Below are 26,557 nucleotides of genomic sequence, written 5' to 3'. Positions count from 1 at the left end.
TTATTTACCTTAGCTTCAATAGATAATTCTATGGCATTATCCAGAGCCTTGTGTAACAGCGCATTTTGTTGCCCTTCGTCCAGCGTTTCTGAGTACGCTTTAATTATTGTATTGATGATTAACGCAGGATTATCTTGAAATATGGCATGGCCACTTCCCCTGGCAATAATATTTTTTACATTATCCTTATGTTCACCAAGCTCCTTGTGGAGTTTTCTCCATCTATTTGAAAGTAGTACCTCTGGAAAACCTGGAAAGGAGTTTTCAGGAAAAATATTTGTAATTGGGGTATTTTCCGGGAACTGCATACTTCTCGTATAGCGCATTGTTTCATTGAAATTTGAATTCAAATAAAAATCACCTGAAGGCTTTTTTATAGCACTCATATCAACATTCATATCTCTCATTGTCAGTAATTCCTCATTCCAGAAATCACTAAGCGTAGCATCTATTAAAATAACCGAGAGCACTTTTTCAGGATGTTTACGTGCGAATAACAGATTATACAATCCACCGTACGAATGGGAAACCAGAATAACTTCATTGTTGAAACCCAACATTGAAAGACCTGTCTCCAGTTCTTTAATACCATTTTCTATTCCAAAATCCGAATCGTTTTTCAAATTTGGATTTAATTCACTTTGTCCAAATCCAGACCGGTCATAAGTAATTAATGTTGTACCCGTAACGTTATGAATTTTTTCTAATATATTGTTCCAAACAGAACTATCAGCACCCCCGCCGGCTTCAAAAAGAATTGGAGTTCCTTTTCCTTTCATTATATTAAAATACATTTTATAACCCCCAACGTCTACTAGCGTATCTTGACTTTGGGCATGCATAGAGAACGATAAAGAGAAAATCACTAAGAATGTTAAATGATAATGTCTCATTTGGTCTGTAGTTTAAGGTTTTCCATAATTATGTACAACGTATCACAGCTAAGAAACGTGGGCTTTTCGGAGCGTTTTCCTGTCCACCTATGACAAAGGTGGCCACAAAGAAAGAACTTTATAGAAACCACTTTCTGCCCCATGTTTTCTTAGGTGCTGTTGGCAACTGGTATTATTCATTAGATTTGTCTGTTTCAAAGCCGTAAATGGTAGTTTGCATTCCTGCAATTTTCCATTGTCCATTCACTTTTTCCATGAGCCTTGTTTCCCGTTTCAGTCCACGTAATGAATCTTGTTGCTCATATGTAACCCAAGCGCCGTTCCCGTAAAGTCTAACATCAATATTATCCAACAATTTTGGAATGGGTTCAGGTTCGGGATGTTCTTCGATGAATGTTTTCACAAATTGGCTTATTTCTTTCCACCCGATGGACTCCGAAAAAGTACTGTCAGCAAAGTTCATATATACTTTCGAAATGGTCGGGTCGTGTACCCAATTTTTTGTCCAGGCTTCGTAATCCCTTTGAAAAGCATCTTTGGTTTCCGTATTCAATCGCTCTAAAATGGCTTTTTTTTCTTTTTCAAAATGGACCTCCTGATACCCTTTTTCATCCATTTTAGATTTCTCGTTTTCTTTACAACTTATAGTGAAAAATAATATTAATAAGGGGAATAGTAATAGGTTTCTATTTTTCATATTTTGTTTTTTAACTTGTTGCCAACGGGCAAGTAAATGCAAAGTGGTGATTGCAGGCTTGAAACGTATCAAATCGAAAGAAATTTAAAAAGGGCTACAACCCTTGAATTTAATCTCGCTCATTTCATATATACAGTGTTATGTGCGGCCTTTAATTCACTTCTGATAATTTCAAGATTTGGTTATGTACAATAATTTCAGGATTTACTATTCGTTTTTTAGTCTTCAACTTTTTATTTTTCAATCCATTATCTCTGATTTCATCAATCCATTGCATTAAATTGAACTCCTGATTTATTTTGTCCATAAGATAAAAGTCGTCCTCGAAAAAGTCCTTTTCTTCAATTACTCCTTTTTCCAAACAATCTTTAATTATCGTCTTCATTATTATATTTATCTCTACATTTTCCTCACCTTCAAAATATTCTGCTGTCAGGAAGTTGTATTTTGCTTGAAACCATTTTCCATAATCTTCGGATTTCAGGACAATTCTATGATCAAAAGTCGCTAAACCATTTATAAACCAGGAAATATTTTCAAGTGAAATTTCTCCGATTTGAAACATATCCCTAAGTGTATAGTCTATCCTATCCGCGGACAAATAAGGTAACGGGTATTCTAAAAGTTTAAATTTTTCTATATCCATAAACACCGTTCTATCCATTTGATATTTCTCCAATACCGCGTTTAATTCACTATCTTTTAAAACCGCACCATATCTATTTTCATGATAATCTTCCCCTTCGATGTCAAGTACATAATCAATTAAATGAGAAAATGCAGTATGCGAAATATCATGAATTAATCCGGCGATTTGTTCTTCAATACTTCCTCCAAGTTTTTTTATGATTAGCATTACCCCAATCGAATGCTCAAATCTTGTATGATTTACTTTTGGGCTAACTAAAAAGATAGAACCTCCTTGATGAATTTTCTTCAATCTCTGAAAGACATTTGTCTTTATGATTTCTTCAATTACTCCTGAAAATTCAAACTCTCCATATATTTTATCTACGTACTTCATTTCTTTTAGCTTGCACATCATTCATGAATACACTGTATATTCCGCTGAAAACGGACACTTTTCTCAAAAACTTTCGGTTAAATTAATTAAATTTTTTTTACTGTTCTTTTCTAAATTTTCGTATCGATTCCCCTTGCCATTCTATGCTGTAAGAACCATTAGTTAATCTATCTGATATGGCATTGGTAATAGTGGATTCCTTTAAAGCCTTTACGGGCAACTGCGAGGTAATTATTGTAGAAGCACTTCCATGGCGCTCAACCCCGCTACCGCCAATTTTCAACTGGTGGCGGGCATCCGAGGCTCTGCCTCGGGGCAATCCCGATATTATCGGGATCAGGACAGGCATCGGGGAATTAGACCCATTTAATGGGATTAAATTCCAAACTAATTATTATTATAAGTCTCCTCCAGGTCGTAATTTTGCAATCCGATAACAAAGTCCTTATGCTAGATTTACTTCAGAAAACCCTGTTCTCCACTAAATTAATGGCCATTTTGTTTCTTCTATTTGCTACTGCAATGGGTATGGCAACTTTTATTGAAACCTGGTACAGTATCGAAACCGCCCGTATTTACATTTACAATGCCACTTGGTTCGAGGCTATTATGGTGTTCTTTGTTATCAATTTTTCAGGGAACATTTACAGGTACAACCTTCTGCAATGGAAAAAATGGCCTGTTTTGATTTTACACCTTTCCTGGATATTGATTATTGTAGGGGCTTTTGTAACGCGATATATAAGTTACGAAGGCGTGATGCCGATTCGTGAAGGGCAGACGGAAAATGTCTTTTATTCAGATAAGACCTATCTCACCGCCTATATTGATGGCAAAATCGAGGGACAACCCAGGCGCAAGGTTTTAGAAGACGATATTTTGGTCACCCAGGAAGGGAAAAGATCAAGTTTGCCCTGGAGCGATGATTTTAACGGGAATGAATTCAGCATTGCATATGTTGATTTTATCAAAGGGGCTAAGGAGGGGCTCATTCCTGATGAAAATGGCAAGGAATATCTAAAAATTGTTGAGGCAGGAAACGGGCAACGGCACGAACATTTTATAGAGAACGGAACCGTTGCCAACATCCATAATGTGCTGTTTGCACTTAATAAAGAGACCAAGGGAGCCATTAACTTTTACACCAGGGACGGAGGATATTTTATAGAAGCTCCCTTTGAAGGTGATTTTATGCGAATGGCTGACCAATTGCAGGGAAAAGTGGTAAAAGATAGCCTTCAGGAATTACAGCTACGTTCGCTGTATTCTATGGCCGGAATGCAATTTGTACTACCGGAACCATTACTTAAAGGACGTTATGGCGTGGTCAAAGTCCCCGAGAATGAAATTACGGACCAGACCCAAGACGCTTTGGTAGTTGCCGTTACTGCAAACGGACAAACGGTAGAAAAGAAGTTATTGGGCAGTAAGGGATCCTCAGATTTTGCTGCCCCGTTTTCCTTAGGGGATTTGCAATTTTCGTTGAGATATGGCTCTAAAATATATCCATTACCTTTTGGGGTGAAACTCAATGACTTTATCGCGGAAAAGTACCCCGGAACGGTCAATGTATACAAATCCTTTATGAGCAAAGTGACTATCGAGGATGAACGCCCCTTTGATTATGATATTTATATGAACCATATTCTGGATCATGGCGGGTACCGCTTTTTTCAAGCCAGTTTTATGCCGGATGAAAAGGGTACGATCTTGAGTGTTAATCACGATTTTTGGGGGACATGGATTACCTACATCGGCTACTTCTTACTCTATGCGGGATTACTGGGAATTATGTTTTTCGGTAAAACTCGATTTATAGGCTTGACCAAGGCATTAGAAAAAGTGAAAAAGAAAAAGGCAAAAATGGCAGCAGTTATGTTATTCCTGATGGGTTGCCTTCAAGGATTTGCACAGCAAGCACAGCAGGAAAACCATAACAACTTACCCACTCAGGAACAAATAGATTCGCTAATCAAGGCCACAACTGTTAGTGAGGAACATGCGGATAAATTCGGGGAATTGGTCATCCAGGATGAAGGAGGGCGGATGAAACCTTTACATACTTTTACTTCAGAGTTGTTGCGTAAACTCAGTGGCAATGACAAATTCAAGGACATGAATTCCGATCAGGTATTCCTTTCCATGATGATAAACCCGACCCTTTGGTACAATACAGAATTTATCAAAGTTGGTAAATGGCAAAATGATAGTATTCGTCAGATATTGGGAGTGGAAAAAACGAAAAAATACGTTAAGCCGGTTGATTTGTTCGATGCTACAGGTATGTATAAATTAAAGCCTTACATGGAAGAAGCTAGCTCTACGACCAATCCCAATGAATTCCAAAAAGACTTTATCAAGGTTCATGAACGTCTCTCCTTGTTGGAAATGGCATTGAGCGGAACCATATTGAAAATATTTCCGTTGGTGAACGATGAGAACAACAAATGGATTTCTGCCTTGGAATTCCGTTCCGGTCCATATCAGGTGCAAGATTCCCTGTATGCCAATTTTATGACGAATAGCCTTCCATATTACGTAAATACTTTACGGAATGCTATTGCTACAGGAGATTATTCAGCATCCGATAAACTGCTGGAAGCCTTTAAACAGAACCAAAGAAATCATGGTTCTGAAGTAATGCTATCTGAGAAAAAGATAAAAGCCGAAATTGTTTACAATAAGCTGGATATCTTCAATCGTCTGTATAAATACTATATGATGGTAGGGGGGCTGTTGTTCCTAATTCTCATTTTCAGGATTTTTAAGGACGGGAAAATCTGGAAGGCCTCAACCTACTTCTTAAAGGGGATGATTGTTTTATTTTTTATTTGGCATACCGCAGGCTTGATATTACGTTGGTACATTTCGGGCCATGCCCCTTGGAGTAATGCTTATGAAAGTATTCTGTATGTTTCCTGGGCTACAGTAGGTATGGGATTACTTTTTGCCAGAAAAAGTGACTTAACTCTGGCTGCAAGTGCTTTTGTTGCTTCGATGCTGCTTTGGATCGGGCACCAAAGTTGGGTAGATCCTTCCATTGCTAATCTGGTGCCTGTTTTGGATAGTTATTGGGTGATGATTCATGTACCGATAATTGTAGGCAGTTATGGCCCTTTCACAGTAAGCATGATCTTGGGAGTGGTTTCTTTGATTCTTATTATGCTGACGACCAAAAAGAACAAAAGGCGAATGGAAATTAACCTGAAGGAGTTGACCATTATCAATGAACTGACCCTAACAGTAGGTTTGGTGATGCTCACCATTGGTAACTTTTTGGGAGGGCAATGGGCCAATGAGAGTTGGGGACGTTATTGGGGATGGGACCCTAAAGAAACCTGGGCATTGGTTTCCATCATGGTCTATGCCTTTATACTACATATGCGATTGGTACCTGGCCTAAGGGGAAGATGGATTTACAATTTTATGAGTGTAGCGGCTTACGGTAGTATTATGATGACCTATTTTGGTGTTAATTTCTACTTGGTTGGCCTTCATAGTTACGCGCAATCGGGTGCTGCGGCTATTACCCCGGGTTATGTAAAATATATTGTTTTTGGATTACTGATACTTGGCGGCATCAGTTATTGGAGATACCGGGCGATGTATAAAAAGCCGGCGTGAAATCTTACTGTCAGTAGAAGGAAGTAACTTAGTCATTCCTTAGAAACCGGGAAGGGCTATTCAGGAGCGATACAACCTGTTGATATTCAGATAATAAATTCGTATCTTAAGGTAACATAAAACCCCGTTTTTAGGCCTTCATGCCCATTTTCTCAGCTTATGCTACCTTAATTATCCGTCCGGGTAAGTATACGTATCCCGGAAGTAATTCTTCGAGTTTTTGGATGTTATGGTCGGGGATTCTCCGGAGTGTATCGGTAAGCCATTCCCTGGGATTGATATTTTGCATCTTACAGGTGCCGAAGAAGGACTACAGTATCGCGGCATATTGTGCCGCCTGGTGACTTCCGGCAAAGAAAACACTGTTTTAACACCTCATTGACACATGTTTTCTTTTTGTGATTGCCGGCAATCATATTAAAAAGGAAGTACACGATACAGGAAAGGTCCTTAAAATACCGTATATTTGATATACAATACTACTATTATGGGAGCATTAGAGTTAAGAGAAAAGTGGAAACGATCCATAAAGACTGTAGATATCCGGTTTTTACAGATGGTGGATGCACTTTATGAAGGCTATTTCAAGAATGAAGTTGTTGCCTATCATCCGGATGGGTCTCCCATGACACGCCAGGAGTACAAAATGGCATTGGATATTGCAGAAAGCCAGATAGATAAAGGGGATTACATATCTGCTGATGAATTTGAACAAGAAGAAAGTTAATGCCTCGTAAAATAACCCAGGTTGTCTGGACAAGGCAAGCCAGGGAATCTCTCAATGCTATTTTAGACTATAGGTATAAAGACATTCCTACGGCAAGAAGGATTGTTAGAAAAGATATTATTGGCTCTTCTAAAGAAATTGTATTTGTCGAACAGTACCAACGGGATGAAATATTTCAAGAATATCGCAGGATAATCGTTCGGGACTATAAAATACTTTACAAAGAACAGAAAGGGGTTGTATATATTCTTAATGTAATATGTACTAAAGCCGATTCCGAAACTTTATAATATTTTTCGCCAATCAGTCCTCGTTTGGTATCCGTCCGGGCAAGTACACTTATGCTTTCTGGTATCCCTGCAGTAATTCTTTGATTTTTTGGATGTTGTGATCGGGGATTCTCCGCAGTGTATCGGTAAGCTATTCCCTGGGATTGATTTTCCAATCTATATGTTGGACCAGTTTTATACCCTGTTTAAGTTTAAAGCACCAATTATTTCCACCTTTTTTGGTAAAGTATTTCCTTTTGATCCACTTTCTGTGCCTGTTATTGTGTCGGTACCTCGCCCAGCTCCAGATTATCCCGAAGTATGTGTTATTTACTTTTTCAAAGGTGTGCCCGGATATTACATATTGGTAGTAGTTGCACCAGCCCCTAATGATAGGATTTAGGATTCGGATCAGTTCTTCCTGTTTGACCGATCTGTGTTTGCGTACAGTACCCACGCTCTCCGAAGTGTCATATGCTAGGCGAATGTCTCTGACTTCGCAGCCCACTGTACATCAATGACGGGCCAATACGTCACGCTCCTCTCTGAGGAGCTTCCAAAATGGTGTTTCATAACGAAGAACAAGTAAAGGAAACAAAACTTTTGGGTGAACTGATACGATTAAAATCAGATTTGAACCGGTAACAGGCTAAAAACAACATATATATGTTCTTCTTCCGGTATGTTATTTTCCTGACCGCTATAACCTATATTGATGATATCCCCCGCTACCGCCAGTTTTCAACTGGTGACGGGCATGAGTACGTAATGAGCCTCAGAACAAAAAGCTATGATTTAATAGTGTAGTTTTTGTATTTTCAGGACATATGCAGAACCTACAAATTTTATAGTTTTATGCCGAGCCATGTGCATTTTATATTTCGATCGGCCGGCGAAGATCCTTCAGGTGTTTTGCGCGATTTCAAGAAATACACCTCAAAGAAAATATGGAAGGCCATTGAAGAAAACCCACAGGAAAGCAGAAGGGAATGGTTGTTATGGATGTTTGAGAGGGCGGGTACGAAAAAGGGCAATGTATCGAAGTATCCATTTTGGCAACATTACAACAAACCGATAGCATTGTGGAGTACGGCGGAAACGAGAGACCTATTGTAAAAAAGCGTTTGTAGCGCTCTTGAAAAATATCAATTCACAACTCAATAGCATTTTATTCCCATCGACTGATTCCAAAGTTATTGAGGTAATCTTCCGGCAGGCCCAATGGCATCAGGCTAAAACTCAGTAATTTCTACCTATATCCCAAAACCAGCTTTTTCAAGTTGATAAATAAAAACTATGACTGTGCATATACTATAAAGAGAAATATGCACAGTCAATGGGTTTTTCTTTAGGGCTTTACTACCTTTTTTGTCACCTCGGTGGTATCCCCGGAAATCACTACGAAGTAGACTCCCGGGGCGAAACCGGTCAGATCCAGCTCATACCCGGTCGTGTTCAGACGATTCGTTTGCTGCACGAGACGACCGTCTTTACTATAGACTTTAACAGACCGCATGATTGTATCCGAACTGATCGTACCTTTTCCGGAAAACAAAGGGTTCGGGAACAGTATGGTGTTTTCTTCCGCCGTTTGTTCCTCTACCGGTAGCATAAAAGGTAATTTTGATGAAACTATAGCAGAAGTCTCCGGTAGATTTTCATAAACACAGATGATCTCAGGATGTTGTGTGGCAGACAGTGCTTCCGAAGAAACAAAACCGGCATCTGTGGTCTGCCCTCCGACGGTCGACACCAATACCAGCGATAACAATCTGTCCGAAGGCAGGCTATTCACCGCCGCGGTGATATCCCAATCTGTATACCCCGGGGTGACCACACCCGGACGGGTATCCAGCACCGTCGTTCCGGCCGGTTTGTTGTTCCAGGTGATGCTGCTCTCCGTCCAGCTGTTATCGGGAACGAGACTCAGTTGCCATTGCGAACTATCGGCAGTGGTGTTTCCGTAACTGCAATACAAACGGAGTATCGCATTGCTTACGGGTAATTGTGTACTGTCCAGGTCGAATTGCAGATACACTTCTCTCGAATATCCCGTACCGTCCTTTTTAAGAATAAGGCTCGTATTTCCCCCGTAATTGGTATCCGCATAGCTCCCGTCCCTTACAAAGGCATCGGCTACGGCTCCATAAGTCGCCGTCGTCGTATCCATATACCCGAAGATATCCACTTCGGTAATACTGTTCCAGTCGTTCGAAGAATTGCCGTGTCCGGTAATGCGTACATACCTTCCGGAAGTATCGGGAAGATCGTAATTTTCCTGTCCGGAAGTGTTCCCTGCCGATGTTCCGCTATGGATATTGGTCCAGCCGGTTCCATCCTCTGACATCTCCACCTCAAAAGAAGACGATCTCTGATCTCCGAGATACCAGCCGATACTCAGCCCGGTAACGGTGTGTACAGCCCCGAGATCGTACCGTATCCACTGACCGTCGCCCTCTGCGGACCAACGGGTTCCCAGGTTATCATCGATGGTGTTCCCCGGGACATTCCCATCATCTGCACTGGCGGTAACCTGTATAACGGGCAACCCGGTAAGGATCTCACCTGCTTCGGGCGTATTTTCATCTACGACGAAATATGCGGTTGCACCGCTGTGGGGAGCAGCCGGAAGCGGGCATTCCAATTGCCTGGTCCCATCTATGGCCGGTACGTCCACAAAAAGGGTCACGGCACTCTGTTGCTGAGCCGGATCGGATATATACACCTTAATCTCTTCTTCTTCAAGTCCTTTTAGCATCACCGTACAGGGGCGGTCGGCAGTCAGGGAAACATCGCCGTCCGAAAGCGTTCCTGCCTGGTAGAAAACTACCTGCATCATATCAGCATCTTCATATTTTACCGCCTGTACCACCGGTGTGTTCTCCACGATACGGATACGGGACAGGTCGTACGACTGCATATCGGAAGCCGAAGCCATCCCCGGAACAACAATATAAGCATAGGTTGCATCGGAAGGAGCCGCCCCGTGATCTACCCACATCTTAAACACGTCTCCCGACAAGGTGTCGTCTGAATAGCTGTGGTTTATACTGTACCAGCTCCCGCTTTGTTCGCGGTTACTGATTTTTACGCTTCCGCCCTGCGGTATAAAATAGCCTATGCTATCGTGCAGTATCCATTCCGGATCGGCATAAGACACCTCCGTTTGCGCTGTCTGTATCCCGGGACTTCCGCCCGAACCGGAAACAAGGACATTGCCGTTGAGCCAGCATTGATTGATGGTTGTGGTGATATCGGCAGTACCGGAACTGTTGATTCCCGCTCCCAGGCAAACTACAGCATCATCGAGAAAAAACCACGATTTTCTTGCTGTTGTATTCTTATAGTTGAGATAATAGGCCGTTACGCCATAAACGCTGTCCGTGACTCCCCCCGAAAAAGCCGTACTTCCTGCCTCTCCCCAGGAAGCTGTAGGTGGCACCTCGGTATAATCTGCGGAAGTTGTGCCCGGAATTTTATCCCATTCCCATACGGGCATAATATTGTAGTATTCCTCACCCCTGCGCTGAATGTTCGTAGCGCCATCCGGCAGAAAAACACCTTTGAGATTTTCCTCGTTGCCACTCTCAGTCCTGATGGTCCGGGACGATACCGTGCGGACATTGAAGAGATAGCCCGGCCTTTGGTGAACGGTATAGTCTCCCCTGTAAAAGTGTTTATGCCAGGGTTCTATCATATAACCGGGAGCCACGGTTCCGGATGTTCTGGCGATAGCGGCATTCCAGGCCGCATTGTTCACAGGATCAACCTTTTTGGCTCTTTCCAGGCGACCTTTTTCGCCACTCTTCCGAAGTATGTTCGGGCGACTGATACCCCGTCCTTCCGTACTGAAATCTATATAACTTCCTCGGATGGTCCGCAGGTAAGTGTTCTTGTAATACCCGGAAAGCAATTGTTTCTTTTCGGCTGACAAAGCATAAGGGGTATCCCGTACCCAGTTGGCTATACGGTATTCTCCATCGAGAAAGACCGAACCGTAACTGGATATCATAAGCTGGGCACCGTGCTGCATATAGGAATAATCGTGCTGAAGACCTTCCCCGGTGGTCAACACAACCGGGTAAAAGGCTTCGTCTAGGGCTACCTGCATGATGTCATCGTCTTCGAGCAGGCAAGCACGATAGAGATAATGTATGGCGATATCCAGTTTATTCGCCCCTGTCCATGACGCCGGGTTGCCCCGGTTCATCTGCGCTATAAGACCGGCCTCCAGTGCGGAAGGAACGGGAGTGCTCCCGGCTCTTAACAATAACAATATCTGTCCCAGTCCCTGCGGGCTCGAAATCTGGTTGTACCACCAGTTATTGCTCTGCGGATCGGTAGTATCCCAGAAATCCAGGGTGTTTACGATAGCCGTATACAAATTACTGCTGCCGTAATGACTACTCTCCGAAATAGTATAGGCCCTCGCCATATCCTTTAACCGGACGAGATGCTGATTCGGGGGCCACATGGTCCGTGCCGTGCTCTGATAATCGATATCCGTCCAGGAACCATCGGCCTGAACCGTATTCAGGTAGCCGCTGACAGTGACATCCAGGGAACTTACAGCCCCTCCCGCCAGTAATTCATTCCGGATACGGCCGGAGATACTGTCATAAACCGCTTGTGAAAATACCTGTTCGTGAATTCCATAACACAACAAAAGCGTAAAAAGTACTTTTAAAGTAATTGTTTTTTTCATAGTAAAAAGTTTGGTTATCGGTTGTAATCTATGGTAAATCATTACCCCTGGTGTTTATGCCATATCCAGGCTTTGGTTCTCAAACAGATTTCATATTGTTGTCGAACACATTTTTAAATATGATGAGGTCCGGATTAATGATTTTTTAAATATATCAAATTTTTCATTAACAAAGCGCATTGATTTTTCTGGCTTAGCTGTCTACGGGAAATCCGGTATTTTTAATGCTATCCCCGCTCTGCAAAGCGTTATATGCTATGCGAACGTCTCTGACTTCGCAGCCTATATTAAGGGCATAAAAACTAATATGGGCCACTCAAAGCCGTGGTTTTATCCCGTATGACATGCTTCGGTGCAATGAAGACATCCATTTACCTGGCTGTAATGGTTACGGGCTTCTCTTACGGCCTATGACAATCGTAGTGGTAACCCGCCAGGATTTTACAACTGCGAAATCGGTAGCATCTCGTATACTTTAATAAATTTAAAATTAATAAAAAAATATCGAGGGTCATGACCCTCGATATTTACTATTTACACAGTTTATGAGATGCTACCTTTTATTTATTGTTTTGCTTTCTCATTTTCTTCTGATTTTGCTCCCATTCTATTTAAGGTGTACATAGGTGCAAATTTTAATTTTAATCCTGCAATTTTACGGTTATCGGATCCTGTAAGACCTTCATTTTCCACTGTATTTTTTCTGGTATCTATGGCTTCGTACAATAATTTAATTTCATCCCAATCTTCTCTTGAATAACTGTCTTTATTGGTTTCAACCGTATTAACAAAATTTTGATAAACACTTAATATATTGTCTTTGTTTATCCATTCAAATTTCATGTCACTATTTGAATAATTTTTTCCTAAAAGAGACATTCTAAAATTGTCCATTTGTGTTAACCTATCTTGACGTTGTTTTTCAGCTAACTCTATTTTAAAGTCTTCAAATTTTTGTGTTGTTTCTTCAATCTCTCTTTTTAAAGATTCATTTTTTTCAAGGTTCTTTAAGTTTTCGCTGGCAGTATTTTTGAAAGTCGTGTAACCGATTTCAATATTTTTCCAATTAGAGTTGGCTTGTTCAAGATCTAAATTAGATATCGAATCTACGTAGCTTGAATACATTTCTACCTTTTCTGTGGCTATTTGTGCTTTTTCATCTTTACAAGATGTGAATAGTAAGGCTAATGCACATGTAAGGACTGTAAATTTTATTGTTTTCATGATTTTATTATTAATATTTTAATCCCATTAAATGGGTCTTATTCCCCAACGCCTGTCCTGATCCCGATAATTATCGGGATCCCCCGAGGTAGTTGATTCTCTTTTTGTTACTAAATTCTTTTCCCGCCTATTAATCTAAACAGAACTGCTATGACTGCTATGACTAATAAAATGTGTATTAAACCGCCTGCACTATAGACAAAAAAGCCTAATACCCAACCGATGACAAGAATAACTGCGATGATGTATAATAAACCTCTCATTTCTTTATGTTTTTAATTGTAAGAATCTGAATATCACTTTTTATAAAAATATTAAAAAGCAGACCTAGAGAGTCTGCTTTCTAATGCCAAACGCTTTTTTTCATTTGGAACTTTCCTAACTAATCTCCATAAACAAAGGTGACTAATTAAATAGCTAATAAGTTATATTGTAATGAAGAAGATTTATATATATCACAGATTCCACGCTCTCCGAAGTGTTTCTGGCTCTGAATGTCTCTGACTTTGCAGTTCCACAGGCCAATAGGTTAATAGCATCCAGGATGATTTCATCACTCCAACACCACGCCAACGCCTATCTTTTCCAGTAAATAAGGGTTATGATCTATTACTAAAAGATCATTGTGCACACTGAGTTGTTGTAATACCTTGTACAGCAAATCTATATCGGCATAATGCAATCCTATGCTGGGTTCATCTAATATCAATAGTTGATCTTTCGTTTTGTTTTGCAACCAGTTGAGCAACAACAAACGTTGTTTTTCTCCGGAAGAAAGTGATTTTACCGTTTGATCGAGCCGTACATGAGAAAGCCCTATATGGTGCAATGCCTGTAATTGTTGCACTGCTTTGATTGTGCCGGCATAGGGAGTTATCCAATCCAGCAATTCCGTAACGTTCAGCGCCAGGACATCTGCAATATGTTTTCCGCCTGTGGTATAGGCTAAAACAGCTTTTCGATAGCGTTTTCCCTCGCATACATCACAAATTTCAATATGCTTGGCAGCTACATCCAGACTCGTGGCTACGACACCACTTCCCTGACAATGCGTACACTGACTGGTTTTGGTTTTATACGAAAAGTCTTTGGCCTTACCCCCTGTTTCCTTTGCAAATACCTTAGTGATCACTTTTAACAGATCTAAATAGGCTACCAGCAAAGTACTGTTATAAGCCTGTAATTTTTTAGGTTCAAAATAATGTATGCCCTGATATTGCTTCGGAAAATCGATACGCGTGCAATATACAGGTCGATGCTGCTGTAAACCTGGCATTACCACCTCTTTTACCAGAGTAGTCTTCCCGATACCCGACTTCCCTGTTATGGCTGTAATACCGCCTACCGGGATATCGATTTGTGCTTTTTTGAGACTGTGACGTGCTATGCTTTCTATATGAATATGCGCTTTTCCCTGCCGAAAGCGTATCGCACTGTTTTCTGTTTTTACATAAGGATGACATACTTCTGAAGACCGGTAAGCGGCTGCACTTCCCTGAAACGTAATTTCACCACCCATGCTTCCTGCTCCCGGGCCTATCTGCACCAAATGATCGGCCGCCAGCATAATGTCTTTGTGATGCTCAATGACAATGACCGTATTGCCTTTGGCTACAAGCGTTTTCAGCAAAGCAATCAGATCCGGTATATTGTTTTGGGATAAGCCCGCCGAAGGTTCATCCAGCAAATAGGTTACCCCTTGTAACGGACTGTTTAATTGTTTGATGAGTGAAACCCGCTGTTGTTCGCCGCCACTTAAAGTACCCGACTTTCGGTGGAGCTGTAAATGGTCTATATGCAATTGACGCGCCCGCTCCAGGGTATGTTGCAAATGGGCATGTAATTTTGCTACCAATTCGGCATCAATAGCATCTTTTGGCCGAATATTTACCAACCATGCTTCAAACTCCCGTAAACTCATCGCCTTCAGGTCCCGCATAGAATTGCCGCCCAGGGTAACCGCTAAACGCTCCGGTTGCAACCCGCTGCCCTGGCAATGACTACAAACTTCCGGAGTGAACAAAGCACGTAAATGTTGAATATTTTTGTTCTTTCGGGTAAGAAAGTATTCGTCCATCAAATAGGTAAACAAGCCTTTCCACACCATCTTTAGCTGTTGGGTCCCCGATCGTGATCTGGTTTCGAAAGTCCAGGTAGCTTCCCAGGTTTTCTCCGGAATTCCATGAAAGATCACCCCCCGTTGCTCCCGGGTCAATACCTTAAAAGGCGTTTGCAGATTAAAACCATACGCCTTTCCTATTTCACTTACAATTGCCATATACTGTCCGCCTGCCTGCCCATAGTAATACAGGGCTTTGTTGTGCTCAAAAAGTCCGTCGGCAATGCTCAGGGCTGAATCCAACACTATTTTAGACAGATCGGGAAGCAATTCTTGTCCCACGCCGTCACAAACACCACATTTCCCTAATTCGTGTGCATTCGAAAAATGACTGGCCGACCATTCCCTTCCTTCGTATTGTGCTTTACGCGAAAAGGCAAAACGTAAACTTTTATCGATATCGGTTTGTTTGGCTACATCCGAACGCTCGGAAAACTGCTGATCTTTCCGGGTGATACAAATGCTGGGCGTCAATCCGGTGATATGGTCTACTTCAAACTGATAGTCAACTCCTACCCTGTTTTGTTGATAGCTTGAAAATTGTTTGCTCATTTCCTGTAATCCGTAGCCATGCAGGGTATCGATCACCAAAGAAGATTTTCCCGATCCTGAAATTCCCGTGACCACCGTGAGTTGTTGTCTGGGCAACGTAATATCCATGTCTTTTAACGCATGAGTCCGTGCTCCTTGGATACGAATGGCGTCCGTGGCCGATTGTTCGGGAATACGTTCGTTTACCGTAGCTATACTTTCGGCATTATTTACCCATATATCACAGCCCGACTGAAACAAAGCGTGATTCTCAAAACATACGATCCTCGAAGTTTCGTGTTTCAACTGATGCAAAGCCTTTAGTAGTTGTACTACATTTTGTTGGTGTAGCCCGATACTTGGTTCTTCTAACACTAAGATGGTTTGTCTGGCAGGCTTCGCAAAGTGCTTGGTGAGTTTAATACGCTGTGCTTCGCCTCCGCTTAATGTGTTGGACGGTTGCCCGAGTTTGATATATCCCAACCCCAGACGCAGCATCAACGCCAGAATTTCGGATAATTTCTTTTCATGCCGAAAGAAATCACACGCTTCTGCTATACTGAGATCATAAATTTCTGCGATGTTCTTCGTATTCCAATATACCTGGAGTACTTCCGGCTTAAAACGTTTCCCGTTACACTCGGGGCAGGTTTGATTAATGGTTCCCATGACACTCATTGAAAGGGTAATAACCCCTGCTCCTTCACAACGGGGACAACGTCCTGCTTTGTTATTAAAAGAAAAGGCGCTTTTCTTCAATTGCAATGTCCCGGCTTCATCGGTTTTTGCCAACAGGTCCCGGATCTTATCGGCCATTCCCGTATACGTCGCCGGGTTGCTGCGCGGTGTTTTTCCTATCGGTTGATCGGATACCGTAAGTAATTGCAGCGCTTGTTCTTTGCTATAGGCTTTGATCACATCTAATACAGCAGCTGTTTTTCTGCTTACTACGGATAAACTTTGTGCTGCCGGGTAAAAGTCTGCTTCGGAAAGCTGTTGTCGTTCGCTGTTCAAATTTTGTGCGGGAGCGCGCAATTCGGCCAATGTCGGGCTCTCTATACCTTCTGCCCGAAGAAAGTCTGACCTCTTCCCGTTAAAGATCACCTCCCCGCCATGAATCCCGGCTTTCGGGCCTAATTCTACAATCCAGTCCGCTTTCCGGATCAAGTTCAAATCGTGCTCTACGACCATTACGGTATTTCCACGGCTGATCAAACGTCGTAAAATGCTATACAAATGCTGCTGATAGGCTGGTGACAATCCGATAGAAGGTTCATCAAAAACATATAAAATCCCCTGTAAGCTACTGTTTACCTGTTTAATGAGTTTGATGCGTTGCCCGTCTCCACTGGAAATATCCATGCTCGGCGTACGCAAACGGTAATGATCCATCCCCAACCGGATCAAATCGTATAACGGGGTGCACAATTTGTCTACCAACACCTGCTCTCCTGCCTGGTACTTCCCTGCCCGGAGTTTATCATACAATTCCTGTAAAGGCAACTCCATCCACTCCTGAAAATTCAGTCCTTTCCATCGATACTTCAAATGTTCGGCCTTGATACGTGCGCCCTGGCAACCGGGACAAGGTTTAGAACTTGTAAACCGGAGAATACTCGGATTTCGATCTAACCGGAGAATATTGCTCATAATAGGCAAAATCCCCTTATAATAACCTATTTCACGAGGTTTCGCTTTAAAACCTTCCCAACGCAGGCGCGATTCCAAACTGTGCTTTCCGTAGTACACCTGTATGCGTTCACTACCATTCCAGATCACCTCTTGTTGTTCGGGAGTTAAGTCTTTCCACGGAATATCTACATGAAATCCATGTGCTTCACAAACCTTATTCAACTCCTCCACGGTAACCTGCGAATACACTATATAGCCGTTGGGCAACGTGGTTACGATAGCTCCTTCGCGTAAAGTTTTGGTTTCATCTCCCACCAATTTAGCGGTATCGATATATTCGGCCTCACCGATTCCGCGACATTCTTCACAAGCGCCTTTGGGGTGATTGAACGAAAACAGGGACTTACTCATGCTTTCTGCTGCGGAATACCGGGCGAACAAAATCCGGAAGACGGGCGTCAACTCTGACAAGGTTCCGAATGTAGCGTTGATCGACTGAAAACGCCTGGATTGCTCTACCTTGATTACCGGCGGAAGCCCGGTTATATCGTCTACCGAAGCTGTTGGTATGGAAGCTGCATTTTGTTGATTGTAAGCGGGCAAACTCTCTAAAAAATACCGATAGCCTTCATTCCCGATCACTCCCATGGCCAGGGAAGATTTCCCCGAACCGGACAGTCCGGTAACCACAATGAATTGGTTTTCCGGGATGGTTAAAGCTATATTTTTAAGATTGTTTTGGTAGGCGTTTTGAATGCGCATGTAGAACTTTCTTTTGCAATAGAAGTGCCAAAGGTACTTAGAGCATGTTTAAAAAGAATTCCATTGGCTAAAAAAAGGCCTTTTTTGTCAAAAACACGCGGTTATTTTTCAATTGCGTTTTTAAAAAAATGCTGATCTGCAGTATCACAACCACCAAAATAGAACTACATGACTAATCGTAGCTAATTTTAGGGAAGATTACACGCGGTTGAAGCAAACTGATTTAGCAAATACAAACCGAATAGAAAATCCGCGAGGATTTTCATAAGTAGGCTTGCTCCGGCAATTAATTTGATACGGTGTAGCCACTGTTATTGTTTTTTTGCATACTTTAAAAGTGTTCTATAAATGTCCCTTACTTCTGTTGTATCATTTTTTGTATCAGATGTATTGACAAATACGATAATACCGATACTGTTTTCCCTTAAAAAATAAGCGTGGGTAAGAATACCTAAATCACTGCCACTATGACCAATTTTTTCTGAATCCACACTCCAAAAAACCCCTTTTCTAAAATCGGATGAAATAGGGGCTTTCATCATTTCCTTATAGCTTTCAACGGTTAATAAATCAACCTTGCCCTCGCCCCCATACCCACGAATCATAGCACTAAAAAACTTACCATAATCGACTATGTTTGTCATCAAATTACCATCGGGATAGGTTATTAAATCGGAATGGGGGATTGGGTGCCCATACCAATATAAGGTTGAAGCGTTCTTTGGTTCATAATTTTTTCCCCGCCAACCCGAATTATTCATTTGAAGCGGATCTAGGATGTGTTTTTGTATAAATTCGGCATAATTTTCTCCTGTTGTTTGTTCCATGATATAAGCTGCAATATTTGCTCCCATATTACTGTACTTATAGGTGCTTCCGGGTTTGTTCTTGGAGAAATTTTGATCTTTGTTATACCAAATTTGGTCTTTCACATACTGTTTTTTAATAAATTCACCCAGCGTCATCATTTCATTTGTATTGAACAATTCGACCCATTTTTTTACTTCTGATATTATATCCTTATCGGTTAAACCGTTGTAAAAAGGAGGTATATTGTTTTTAAACACATAAGTATTTTCATATGAATCACCATCAAGAATACCAGAGGTGTGATTTGCGAGTTGTTGTATGGTAATGTTATCACTTGGAAAATTCGGATTAACGATTTTAAAAGGTAAGTATTTGTTGATATTATCATTCAAATTCAATTTTCCCATTTCTTGAGCTTTCATCAAGGCAACAGCGAGCAATGTTTTTGAAATGGAAGCAATGGGTTGCTGTGTATTGATGGTGTAGGCTTTTTTTGTTTCTTTATCAGCGTAACCAAAGCCTTTTGCATAGACAATGCTGTCTTTATTTACGATAGCTACACCAAAGCCAACAAGGTCACTATTTTTACTCAATTCTGTTAACTCTATAGTGATTGAATCTTTTATACTTTGTGACTTAACTGATACACCAGCGGTCAAAATTAAGATAAGGATAATTAGTTTTTTCATTAAATGGACGTTTTTCTATAGAAGGAAGACGAGCAGATACTTTTTTTGTTACACTATTTTATAATAGTGGCAACGGTCTCAGCTATCCGTAGTGCGGGTTTTCAAGGCACTTACTTTCATTTTAGCACTTTAACCCGTATTACGTATAGCTATTCTTGGTGGTATGTGCTTTTTCTTTCGTCAAGTCCGTGTTGTTTCCGTATTTGTTTTCGCTAAAACAGAGAACTGTTTTCGTATAAACGTTTCCCAACCGGTCCTTGTTTGAGCACACCGCCAAAAAAACATCAATGAAAAATCTACTATTCACAATTTTATTCACTCCCTTTTTGGTATCCGGACGGGAATTTAATTTTGGCGTTCGCTATGCCCTACTCCGGGAATATAAGGGAATACATAGCACGGAAAAGAGGAATTGTATATATTTATGTCTTGGGCGCAAGCTGAAAAAAATCCGGAAATGAAGAAAACTCTAAATGATTTAACCAAAGATGACTGGAATACACTTTTTCCAATCGAATTGGTTGACCATAATCCTGCATGGAAAAATATTTACGAAAAAGAAAAAGAACGAATCGCCGAAAAAGTCGGGAATGAAATCATCTTGCGAATAGAACACTTTGGGAGTTCATCAATTCCGGGCATTAAATCAAAACCATATATTGACTTGATGATTGAAATTCCCAAAGAATTATTGTTCCACGAAAATCTAATCGCAAAATTTACAGCATTGAGATATTCTCATTTCAAAGTTCCGTCAAGAGAAAATATTGAAGCATATTCATCTTTTGCTAAAGGGTATACTCTTGATGAGACAAAACAACAGATTTTTCATATTCATATGTGCCCCAAGGATAATGTGATGTGGAAACAAATTGACTTTCGGGACTATTTGATCGAAAATACAGAAAGAGCCAGGCAATATGAAAACTTAAAAATTGCATTGGCTTCTAAATTTAAAAATGACCGAGGCTTTTATGTGTTAGGAAAAACAGATTTTGTGAATGAAACATTAGACATTATCCGTGGAAAAGCAAGCGCCCAACAAGGTGTATAAAAGAAACCCGATGCAGTGAAGAAAATTTTATTCATTTTCGTCTTATTATCAATTGCCGGTTGTACGGAAAAAAGAAGTACGAAATCCGAGCAAGTAACAGCATACTACGAAGGCTTTAAAAATTCCGATTATACCCGGATAAAAAGAACGATCTCTGACAGTCTCACCATTATTGAGGGTGATACAATGACATACACCCCCGAAAGTTATTACAACCATTTTAAATGGGATTCTGTCTTTAAGCCGGTTTATACGTTGATTAGCTTAGAAAATCAGGATGAGCAAGTTGTTGCCACTCTCTCTGTGAATTCTTTAAGGTTTGAATTTTTGAAGAATAATCCTTTGACTTGCAAACATAAATTCCATTTTGAATCGGGAAAAATAACCAAAATTGAAAACCTGGATTGTGATGCTAATTGGGAGATATGGCAAAAAGAAAAGGACATTCTGGTGAATTGGGTGAAGGTTAACCATCCTGAACTGGATGGATTTATTTATGATTTAAGTATGAAAGGTGCTATAGATTACTTAAATGCCATTGCATTGTATGAAAAGCGTTAAGTTAATTAATGAACAAAACACCCCAACTGGTCTTCGTTTGAACACAGCGGAAACAAGGACCTATCGTAAAAAACATTAAAAATTCTGACTGACATTAATCGGATTTTACGCTAGACTTCAAAGGCAGTTCTTCTATCCAACTTTGGGTAGACAGTCCTTCGCTGACTTTTAGAAAAAAATTGTTACGACAGACAGCCGTTCAGACTTACCGGCAACAACTATTTTTCGATGATCTTTTTTCGATGTGCAATCCCCCATTCCGTAAGGTTGTCGATTATGGTTTTTAGCGTTAGACCGTGTTCCGTAAGCTGATACTGAACAGTTACAGGTTGCGTATCTAAAACGGTTCGTTTTATCAACTTGTTTATTTCAAGTTCTTTTAGTTCTTTGCTCAACATTCTGTTGGAAATTCCGACCACATCATTTAAAATATCCGAAAATCGCCTTTTGTTGTAAAAGCAAATAGACGAAATAATGGATATTTTCCATTTTCCGCTCAGCACATCCATTGCATCCTGGACGGCTCTCATTTCTTTCTTGTGTTCCCGCCCGAAATCATTTGTCTGACACTTCATAATGTTACTTTGTTACACCGATGTTACTGTTATTTTAAGAAACAAAGTTACTAAAAATAACTTTCGGCGATTACCTTTGTGCCCCTAAACAAAAAAGAAATTTTCAAAAATGGATTTTACACACAAAAATGTAGTCATTACAGGTGGTAGCACAGGAATTGGATTTGCAACCGCAAAAGCATTTATCCACACAGGAGCAAGCGTTTGGATAACAGGCAGAAGTGCCGGAAATCTGCAGAAAGCAGCGGCAAAAATCAACAGCCCGAAATTAAAAACGGTAGTTTCAGACACTTCGGATTTAGCAGGAATTGCAGTTTTGGAAAAAGCAGTTGCAGAAAGCGGAAACAAAGTGGACATTCTGTTTCTAAACGCAGGAATTGCCCTGTTTACATCAATTGAGCAAGTAACAGAAGCAGACTTTGACGCACAATTCAATACGAACGTAAAAGGTTATTTCTTTACATTGCAAAAACTTATTCCACATTTGGCAAACGGAGCATCGGTACTGTTCACTTCATCAACTGTTGCAACAACATCTCAAATGTATGGAAGTGTATATTCTGCAACCAAAGGTGCCGTAAATAAAATTGCCCACGTTGCTGCAAACGAATTGGCAGACAGAAAAATAAGAGTGAACATCGTAAGTCCCGGACCAACACAAACCGAAGGTTTTGACAAAGCCGTTCCTGATGATGAAGTTAAAAAACAATTTGCTACAACTACGGCTTTGCAAAGAATGGGAAATCCTGATGAAATTGCAAAAGCGGTGTTGTTCCTGACTTCCGACAACGCAAGTTTTATTACAGGCACAGAACTATTGGTGGACGGTGGTTATATCGGCTACGCACTGAAATAACTTAGCAACGATGATTGTTTAGACAAAAACCACAGACACAAATTATCTGTGGCTTTTGCTTTTCAGACGACAGTATTTAACCGACAAACAAAACGGGCGAACGAAAATCCCCTGCCCTGCGGAGTTTGCAACGCAGCCGGGCATCACATCCCCTCCCTGGCAACCCTTCTCTTAATGGTTAGGGGTAAAGGTGATGGTCACTTTTCGCCTTCCCCATTGGCGGGCGGCTTTTACGTCCTGCCCCATATAGATGTCTATTTTTTTCTTCCAGCGTTTGTGCATCTTGTCTTTCACTACATAAACGCCATCCAGGCCTTCAATTTTAACTTCTGTGTTGTGGTCAAGGCCCATTTTTATCAAATCACGGGAAACAGCAATCGACTTCATCCCCGGCTTTAACTTATCTCCCCAGGCGGTTAACGCAGGGGCTCCTCTTTTGGTTTGGCTCTTAACAGAATTATAGGCCATGGCCGTAACCTCCAGGGTAATGCTTTGTTGGGAAGCCTTGTTGTTCGTGAAACCGGAAAGGACAAGTGCGATTCCAAAAACAACTGAGCGTGATAAAAATTTTGAGCGGTATTTTTTATAAAGAGGTTTCACAGTTGTACGCATGTATTTTTAACGGCTTCCTGTTTCGTTTATTTTCCTTTTCCGTCAAGAATTCGGTAAAGGTTTTCCCAATTCTACGAAGTGTTGCAGGCAAATGTCTCTGACTTCACAGCCTTTGGTTATGTCAATGACCATAAATACGCCGATAACACACCCTATTCACCCGGTGCACGGATAAGAATACTATTTGAAGAGAACGCTAAAAAAGTGCCTATGACAAGTAACCATACTTCGTTAAACTTTTATCCCCGCTCTTTTTTAAATTTGCGCATCAACAGCCCATTTCAGATCCCTCGGCTGATTTCCTTGTATAATGCGTTTACTTCGATAAACTCAGCACAGGTGTAACGCGCACGAAAGGGCATTACTCCCGATAATCATCGGAATCCTGGATAAAACAGACACCCATTACAAACGAGCGCCAGTGGGGACATAAATAAAGGTTTGCAGAACTTAGGAATTGAAGAAATTATGGAAATGAAAAACTTAGAAAACAAACCTAAGACGAGAAATGAGCTGGAGGTGTGGATGAAAAACAATTGCTATAACTTCAATGGTTATGCTATAAATGGAAATTTTATATATGAAGGATTTGGAATTGAGCAAATTGGAGGGCTCTTCAACTGGTATTTCACAGAAAGAGGTCAAAAAGACATTAAGAAAACATTCAAAACAGAACAGGAAATTGTAGAATTTGCCTGCAACCAGATAAAGAACGACAAATGGGCGAAATCACATTGTATTGGTTTTTTATTCGAGGAAAAGAAATCAGAAGAATTAAAATCCAAACTAATAGCAATCGGAATTGAATATTTTGAAGACAAAATACCATATTACGGACCAGACAATACTGCTTATCGTATTTTTGTTTATGGTTGTGACGTAAAAAGGACTGAAAATTTGAAGCTGGAATACTTTAAACCTACTAAATAAAAAACAGATCGAAATAAGCCGCTTTAAGCGGTTTTTCTTTTGGACCATAGCTCCAAACCACGGCAGTACGTTTAAGATTAAAAATCATTACAGTCCTTAAAGAAAATGGCAGACCATGGAGTGAGACTGTGGTGGTGAAAGTGAAGCTGGTTGAGGGGATTAGAAACTAACAGGCAGTGGGTGGTTTTGCAATTACAAAGAGGAATTGTGTATATTTATGTGTTTTATGTGCATGACGCCGTACGAGGTCAGCACGCGCTGTATACTTCAGCTAATTGAAAAAATAGTTAATGAACGTTTACCAGGAAAATATAAAAAAGTACACTATTGAAACCCTTAGGTTAAAGAAGGTCTTAAACAGAATAGCATTACTCAGGCTACTTGTTTTTGTAATTTCAATTGCCATTCTTGTAACCTTGTTTAGTTTCCATTTAAATACTCCCGCATTCATTGTTTTACCCATTTTAATCATTGGTTTTAATCTCATTTTAAAATATTATAACAAAATAGCCTACTCAATAAAACATACATCATTCCTGAAAAGAATAAATGAATTCGAAATTCTAAGAGAACAATGTAATCTGGAAGATTTTGATACCGGGCATAAGTTTATAAATCAAAATCACCCATATACATCCGATCTGGATATTTTCGGGCAGCATTCCGTTTTTCAATTGGTTAACAGAACAACTACGGAGTCCGGTATGATACGCTTATCGGAATGGTTGTCTGAACCGGCATCTGATAATGAAATATATAATAGACAAAAGACCATAAAAGAATTAGCTCAAAAATTACAGTGGAGCCAAGATTTTCAGGCATCAGGCATGCACTTCCAAAATAAAAAAAGTGATTATTTTAAATTGATAGATTGGGTAGAAAAGCCTGCCGTTTTACTAAAAAACCGACTTACATATGTAGCTGTTGCCATAACCTTTCCCGTTCTCTTTCTGCTTGGTTCTTACTTTTTTTATGCTAATCTGGGGAATCAAAAGGCAATTACTTATTTCTTCCTCATGTTTTTTGTTTTGCTTATCAATACTGTCATTTTAAGAAAAGTAAAACCCCTGGCGGAAGATATTGTGGAAACCTCAACAAATAATATAAATACTTTAAGAGGTTATCGCACACTGATCGATAAAATTGAAAATGAGCGTTTCAAGTCAAAAAAACTATGCGAGTTACAATCCATACTTTTAAAAGGCAAATACTCCGCATCCAATGAAATTAACAGGATATCCAAAATATTGGAATTTTCACATCAAAGACCTATAAAAAAGGTTCCAATAGGTGGAAATTACATGTATGTTCTATTAAATATTTTCCTGCTATTGGACATTCACTTGATTATCGCGACAGAAAAATGGAAATCAAAGAATAAAGCATTTTTAAAATCATGGGCTGAAGTAGTCAGTGAATTTGAAGTAATTAATAGTTTCGCAGGATTTTGTTATTCAAACCCATCTTATACTTTTCCGGAAATTACGGAAAAGAACAACTACGTACATTTTGAGGCGTTGGGGCATCCCTTAATAAATGCGGAGAACCGGGTATGTAATAACTTTCACTCCGAAGGACAAGGTAATGTTATTATGATTACAGGCTCTAATATGGGAGGGAAAAGCACTTTTTTAAGAACCGTTGGCGTAAACCTTGTATTAGCCTTAGCTGGGGCACCTTGTTGTGCGAAATATGGGCAGGTTGCTAACCTGAACGTATTTACAAGTATGCGTACCCAGGATAATTTAAGAAATGGGATTTCTTCCTTTTATGCAGAATTACGTAGAATAGAAAAAATGCTGAAACTGATAGAAAGGAGTCACAATGTATTTTTTCTTTTGGACGAGATGTTCAAAGGTACAAATTCAGAAGATAGACATAGGGGAGGTTTTTCATTGATTCGTCAAATAAGTAAGCTCAAAACCTCAGGGATTATTGCGACACACGATATTAAACTTGCAAAACTATCAGGGGATCAAAAATTAGTTACAAATTATAGTTTCAATAGTGAAATTAGAGATAATTCGATGATTTTCAGCTATAAGCTTCATCCGGAGATTTGCCATGACTTTAACGCAAGTGAGTTGATGAAAAACAGTGGAATTAAAATTTTATCAAATATTTTAGAGGAACAGAATGAATAAATACAGCTGACAACTCCAACTGGCCCTTGTTTGAGCCTGCCGGAAACGAGGGCCCATTGTATCGTGCGTTTACTTCAATAAACTCAGCACAGGTGTAACGCGCACAAAATGGCATTACT

21 protein-coding genes and 1 pseudogene are annotated in these 26,557 nt (G+C 40.4%); 9 read left to right on the top strand and 13 right to left on the bottom strand.

Annotation, left to right across the window (positions count from 1 at the left end; all coding sequences use genetic code 11):
- The 4 genes from ACVBDU_RS10915 to ACVBDU_RS10900 form a co-directional block, all read right to left on the bottom strand.
- The coding region (locus tag ACVBDU_RS10915; RefSeq protein ID WP_447179781.1) for an alpha/beta fold hydrolase at positions 1-779 on the bottom strand (779 nt) is incomplete at its 3' end.
- A gap of 286 nt (positions 780-1,065) precedes the next feature.
- Complete coding sequence (locus tag ACVBDU_RS10910) at positions 1,066-1,662, bottom strand: hypothetical protein (RefSeq protein ID WP_447179780.1); 597 nt, start codon at positions 1,660-1,662, stop codon at positions 1,066-1,068.
- A 79-nt stretch (positions 1,663-1,741) separates the two neighbouring features.
- Positions 1,742-2,614, bottom strand: coding sequence for an HD domain-containing protein (locus tag ACVBDU_RS10905; protein WP_447179779.1), 873 nt, complete (start codon positions 2,612-2,614; stop codon positions 1,742-1,744).
- Between the two features lie 97 nt (positions 2,615-2,711).
- Complete coding sequence (locus tag ACVBDU_RS10900; protein ID WP_447179778.1) at positions 2,712-2,963, bottom strand: ATP-binding protein; 252 nt, start codon at positions 2,961-2,963, stop codon at positions 2,712-2,714.
- Positions 2,964-3,061: 98 nt separating this feature from the next.
- Here ACVBDU_RS10900 and ccsA point away from each other — a divergent pair, with 98 nt between their 5' ends.
- The gene (gene ccsA, locus ACVBDU_RS10895) at positions 3,062-6,238 is read left to right on the top strand and encodes a cytochrome c biogenesis protein CcsA (protein WP_447179777.1); all 3,177 of its coding nucleotides are present in this window, start codon (positions 3,062-3,064) and stop codon (positions 6,236-6,238) included.
- Between the two features lie 157 nt (positions 6,239-6,395).
- On the opposite strand, the pseudogene ACVBDU_RS10890 reads toward ccsA, so the two are convergent.
- A pseudogene (locus ACVBDU_RS10890) lies at positions 6,396-6,536 on the bottom strand (transposase domain-containing protein); the annotation flags it as partial.
- A 168-nt stretch (positions 6,537-6,704) separates the two neighbouring features.
- On the opposite strand from ACVBDU_RS10890, the gene ACVBDU_RS10885 reads away from it, so the two are divergent.
- The gene (locus ACVBDU_RS10885) at positions 6,705-6,965 is read left to right on the top strand and encodes a hypothetical protein (protein ID WP_447179776.1); all 261 of its coding nucleotides are present in this window, start codon (positions 6,705-6,707) and stop codon (positions 6,963-6,965) included.
- Positions 6,965-7,255 carry a type II toxin-antitoxin system RelE/ParE family toxin gene (locus ACVBDU_RS10880; protein WP_447179775.1) on the top strand — a complete coding sequence of 97 codons (291 nt, stop codon included), beginning with the start codon at positions 6,965-6,967 and terminating at the stop codon, positions 7,253-7,255. Before ACVBDU_RS10885 ends, ACVBDU_RS10880 begins: the two co-directional genes overlap by 1 nt.
- A gap of 130 nt (positions 7,256-7,385) precedes the next feature.
- Here ACVBDU_RS10880 and ACVBDU_RS10875 read toward each other — a convergent pair whose 3' ends face one another.
- Positions 7,386-7,691, bottom strand: coding sequence for a group II intron maturase-specific domain-containing protein (locus ACVBDU_RS10875; protein WP_447179774.1), 306 nt, complete (start codon positions 7,689-7,691; stop codon positions 7,386-7,388).
- Positions 7,692-8,089: 398 nt separating this feature from the next.
- On the opposite strand from ACVBDU_RS10875, the gene ACVBDU_RS10870 reads away from it, so the two are divergent.
- The gene (locus tag ACVBDU_RS10870) at positions 8,090-8,350 is read left to right on the top strand and encodes a hypothetical protein (RefSeq protein WP_447179773.1); all 261 of its coding nucleotides are present in this window, start codon (positions 8,090-8,092) and stop codon (positions 8,348-8,350) included.
- 232 nt (positions 8,351-8,582) lie between these two features.
- On the opposite strand, the gene ACVBDU_RS10865 is transcribed toward ACVBDU_RS10870, so the two are convergent.
- The 5 genes from ACVBDU_RS10865 to ACVBDU_RS10845 all read right to left on the bottom strand — a co-directional run bounded on the left by ACVBDU_RS10865 (position 8,583) and on the right by ACVBDU_RS10845 (position 19,706).
- Positions 8,583-11,939 carry a polysaccharide lyase family 8 super-sandwich domain-containing protein gene (locus ACVBDU_RS10865; RefSeq protein ID WP_447179772.1) on the bottom strand — a complete coding sequence of 1,119 codons (3,357 nt, stop codon included), beginning with the start codon at positions 11,937-11,939 and terminating at the stop codon, positions 8,583-8,585.
- A gap of 564 nt (positions 11,940-12,503) precedes the next feature.
- Positions 12,504-13,163 carry a DUF6565 domain-containing protein gene (locus tag ACVBDU_RS10860; protein WP_447179771.1) on the bottom strand — a complete coding sequence of 220 codons (660 nt, stop codon included), beginning with the start codon at positions 13,161-13,163 and terminating at the stop codon, positions 12,504-12,506.
- A 110-nt stretch (positions 13,164-13,273) separates the two neighbouring features.
- Positions 13,274-13,426, bottom strand: a complete 153-nt coding sequence (locus tag ACVBDU_RS10855; RefSeq protein WP_447179770.1) for a lmo0937 family membrane protein — start codon at positions 13,424-13,426, stop codon at positions 13,274-13,276.
- A gap of 290 nt (positions 13,427-13,716) precedes the next feature.
- On the bottom strand, positions 13,717-18,207 hold the full coding sequence (locus ACVBDU_RS10850) for an ATP-binding cassette domain-containing protein (protein WP_447179769.1): 4,491 nt from the start codon (positions 18,205-18,207) through the stop codon (positions 13,717-13,719).
- Positions 18,208-18,518: 311 nt separating this feature from the next.
- Entirely contained in the window at positions 18,519-19,706 is a 1,188-nt protein-coding gene (locus ACVBDU_RS10845; RefSeq protein ID WP_447179768.1) for a serine hydrolase domain-containing protein, read from the bottom strand.
- A gap of 457 nt (positions 19,707-20,163) precedes the next feature.
- On the opposite strand from ACVBDU_RS10845, the gene ACVBDU_RS10840 reads away from it, so the two are divergent.
- Together ACVBDU_RS10840 and ACVBDU_RS10835 are read left to right on the top strand one after the other, a co-directional pair.
- Entirely contained in the window at positions 20,164-20,760 is a 597-nt protein-coding gene (locus tag ACVBDU_RS10840; protein WP_447179767.1) for a GrpB family protein, read from the top strand.
- 15 nt (positions 20,761-20,775) lie between these two features.
- Complete coding sequence (locus tag ACVBDU_RS10835; RefSeq protein WP_447179766.1) at positions 20,776-21,321, top strand: hypothetical protein; 546 nt, start codon at positions 20,776-20,778, stop codon at positions 21,319-21,321.
- Positions 21,322-21,539: 218 nt separating this feature from the next.
- Here ACVBDU_RS10835 and ACVBDU_RS10830 read toward each other — a convergent pair whose 3' ends face one another.
- Positions 21,540-21,896: a winged helix-turn-helix transcriptional regulator gene (locus ACVBDU_RS10830; RefSeq protein ID WP_447179765.1), complete on the bottom strand. Its 357-nt coding sequence runs from the start codon at positions 21,894-21,896 to the stop codon at positions 21,540-21,542.
- Between the two features lie 109 nt (positions 21,897-22,005).
- Here ACVBDU_RS10830 and ACVBDU_RS10825 point away from each other — a divergent pair, with 109 nt between their 5' ends.
- Positions 22,006-22,752 (top strand): SDR family oxidoreductase, encoded by a 747-nt coding sequence (locus ACVBDU_RS10825; protein ID WP_447179764.1) that lies wholly within the window; start codon positions 22,006-22,008, stop codon positions 22,750-22,752.
- Between the two features lie 171 nt (positions 22,753-22,923).
- Here ACVBDU_RS10825 and ACVBDU_RS10820 read toward each other — a convergent pair whose 3' ends face one another.
- Positions 22,924-23,364: a 3D domain-containing protein gene (locus tag ACVBDU_RS10820; protein ID WP_447179763.1), complete on the bottom strand. Its 441-nt coding sequence runs from the start codon at positions 23,362-23,364 to the stop codon at positions 22,924-22,926.
- Between the two features lie 441 nt (positions 23,365-23,805).
- On the opposite strand from ACVBDU_RS10820, the gene ACVBDU_RS10815 reads away from it, so the two are divergent.
- The gene (locus tag ACVBDU_RS10815; RefSeq protein WP_447179762.1) at positions 23,806-24,294 is read left to right on the top strand and encodes a hypothetical protein; all 489 of its coding nucleotides are present in this window, start codon (positions 23,806-23,808) and stop codon (positions 24,292-24,294) included.
- Between the two features lie 290 nt (positions 24,295-24,584).
- On the top strand, positions 24,585-26,438 hold the full coding sequence (locus tag ACVBDU_RS10810) for a MutS-related protein (RefSeq protein ID WP_447179761.1): 1,854 nt from the start codon (positions 24,585-24,587) through the stop codon (positions 26,436-26,438).
- Positions 26,439-26,557 lie beyond the last annotated feature (119 nt).

The sequence above is a fragment of the Sinomicrobium endophyticum genome, assembly GCF_052983315.1.
The sequence above is the reverse complement of the archived record's forward strand: the minus strand, read 5'-3'. Positions and strand labels throughout refer to the sequence as shown.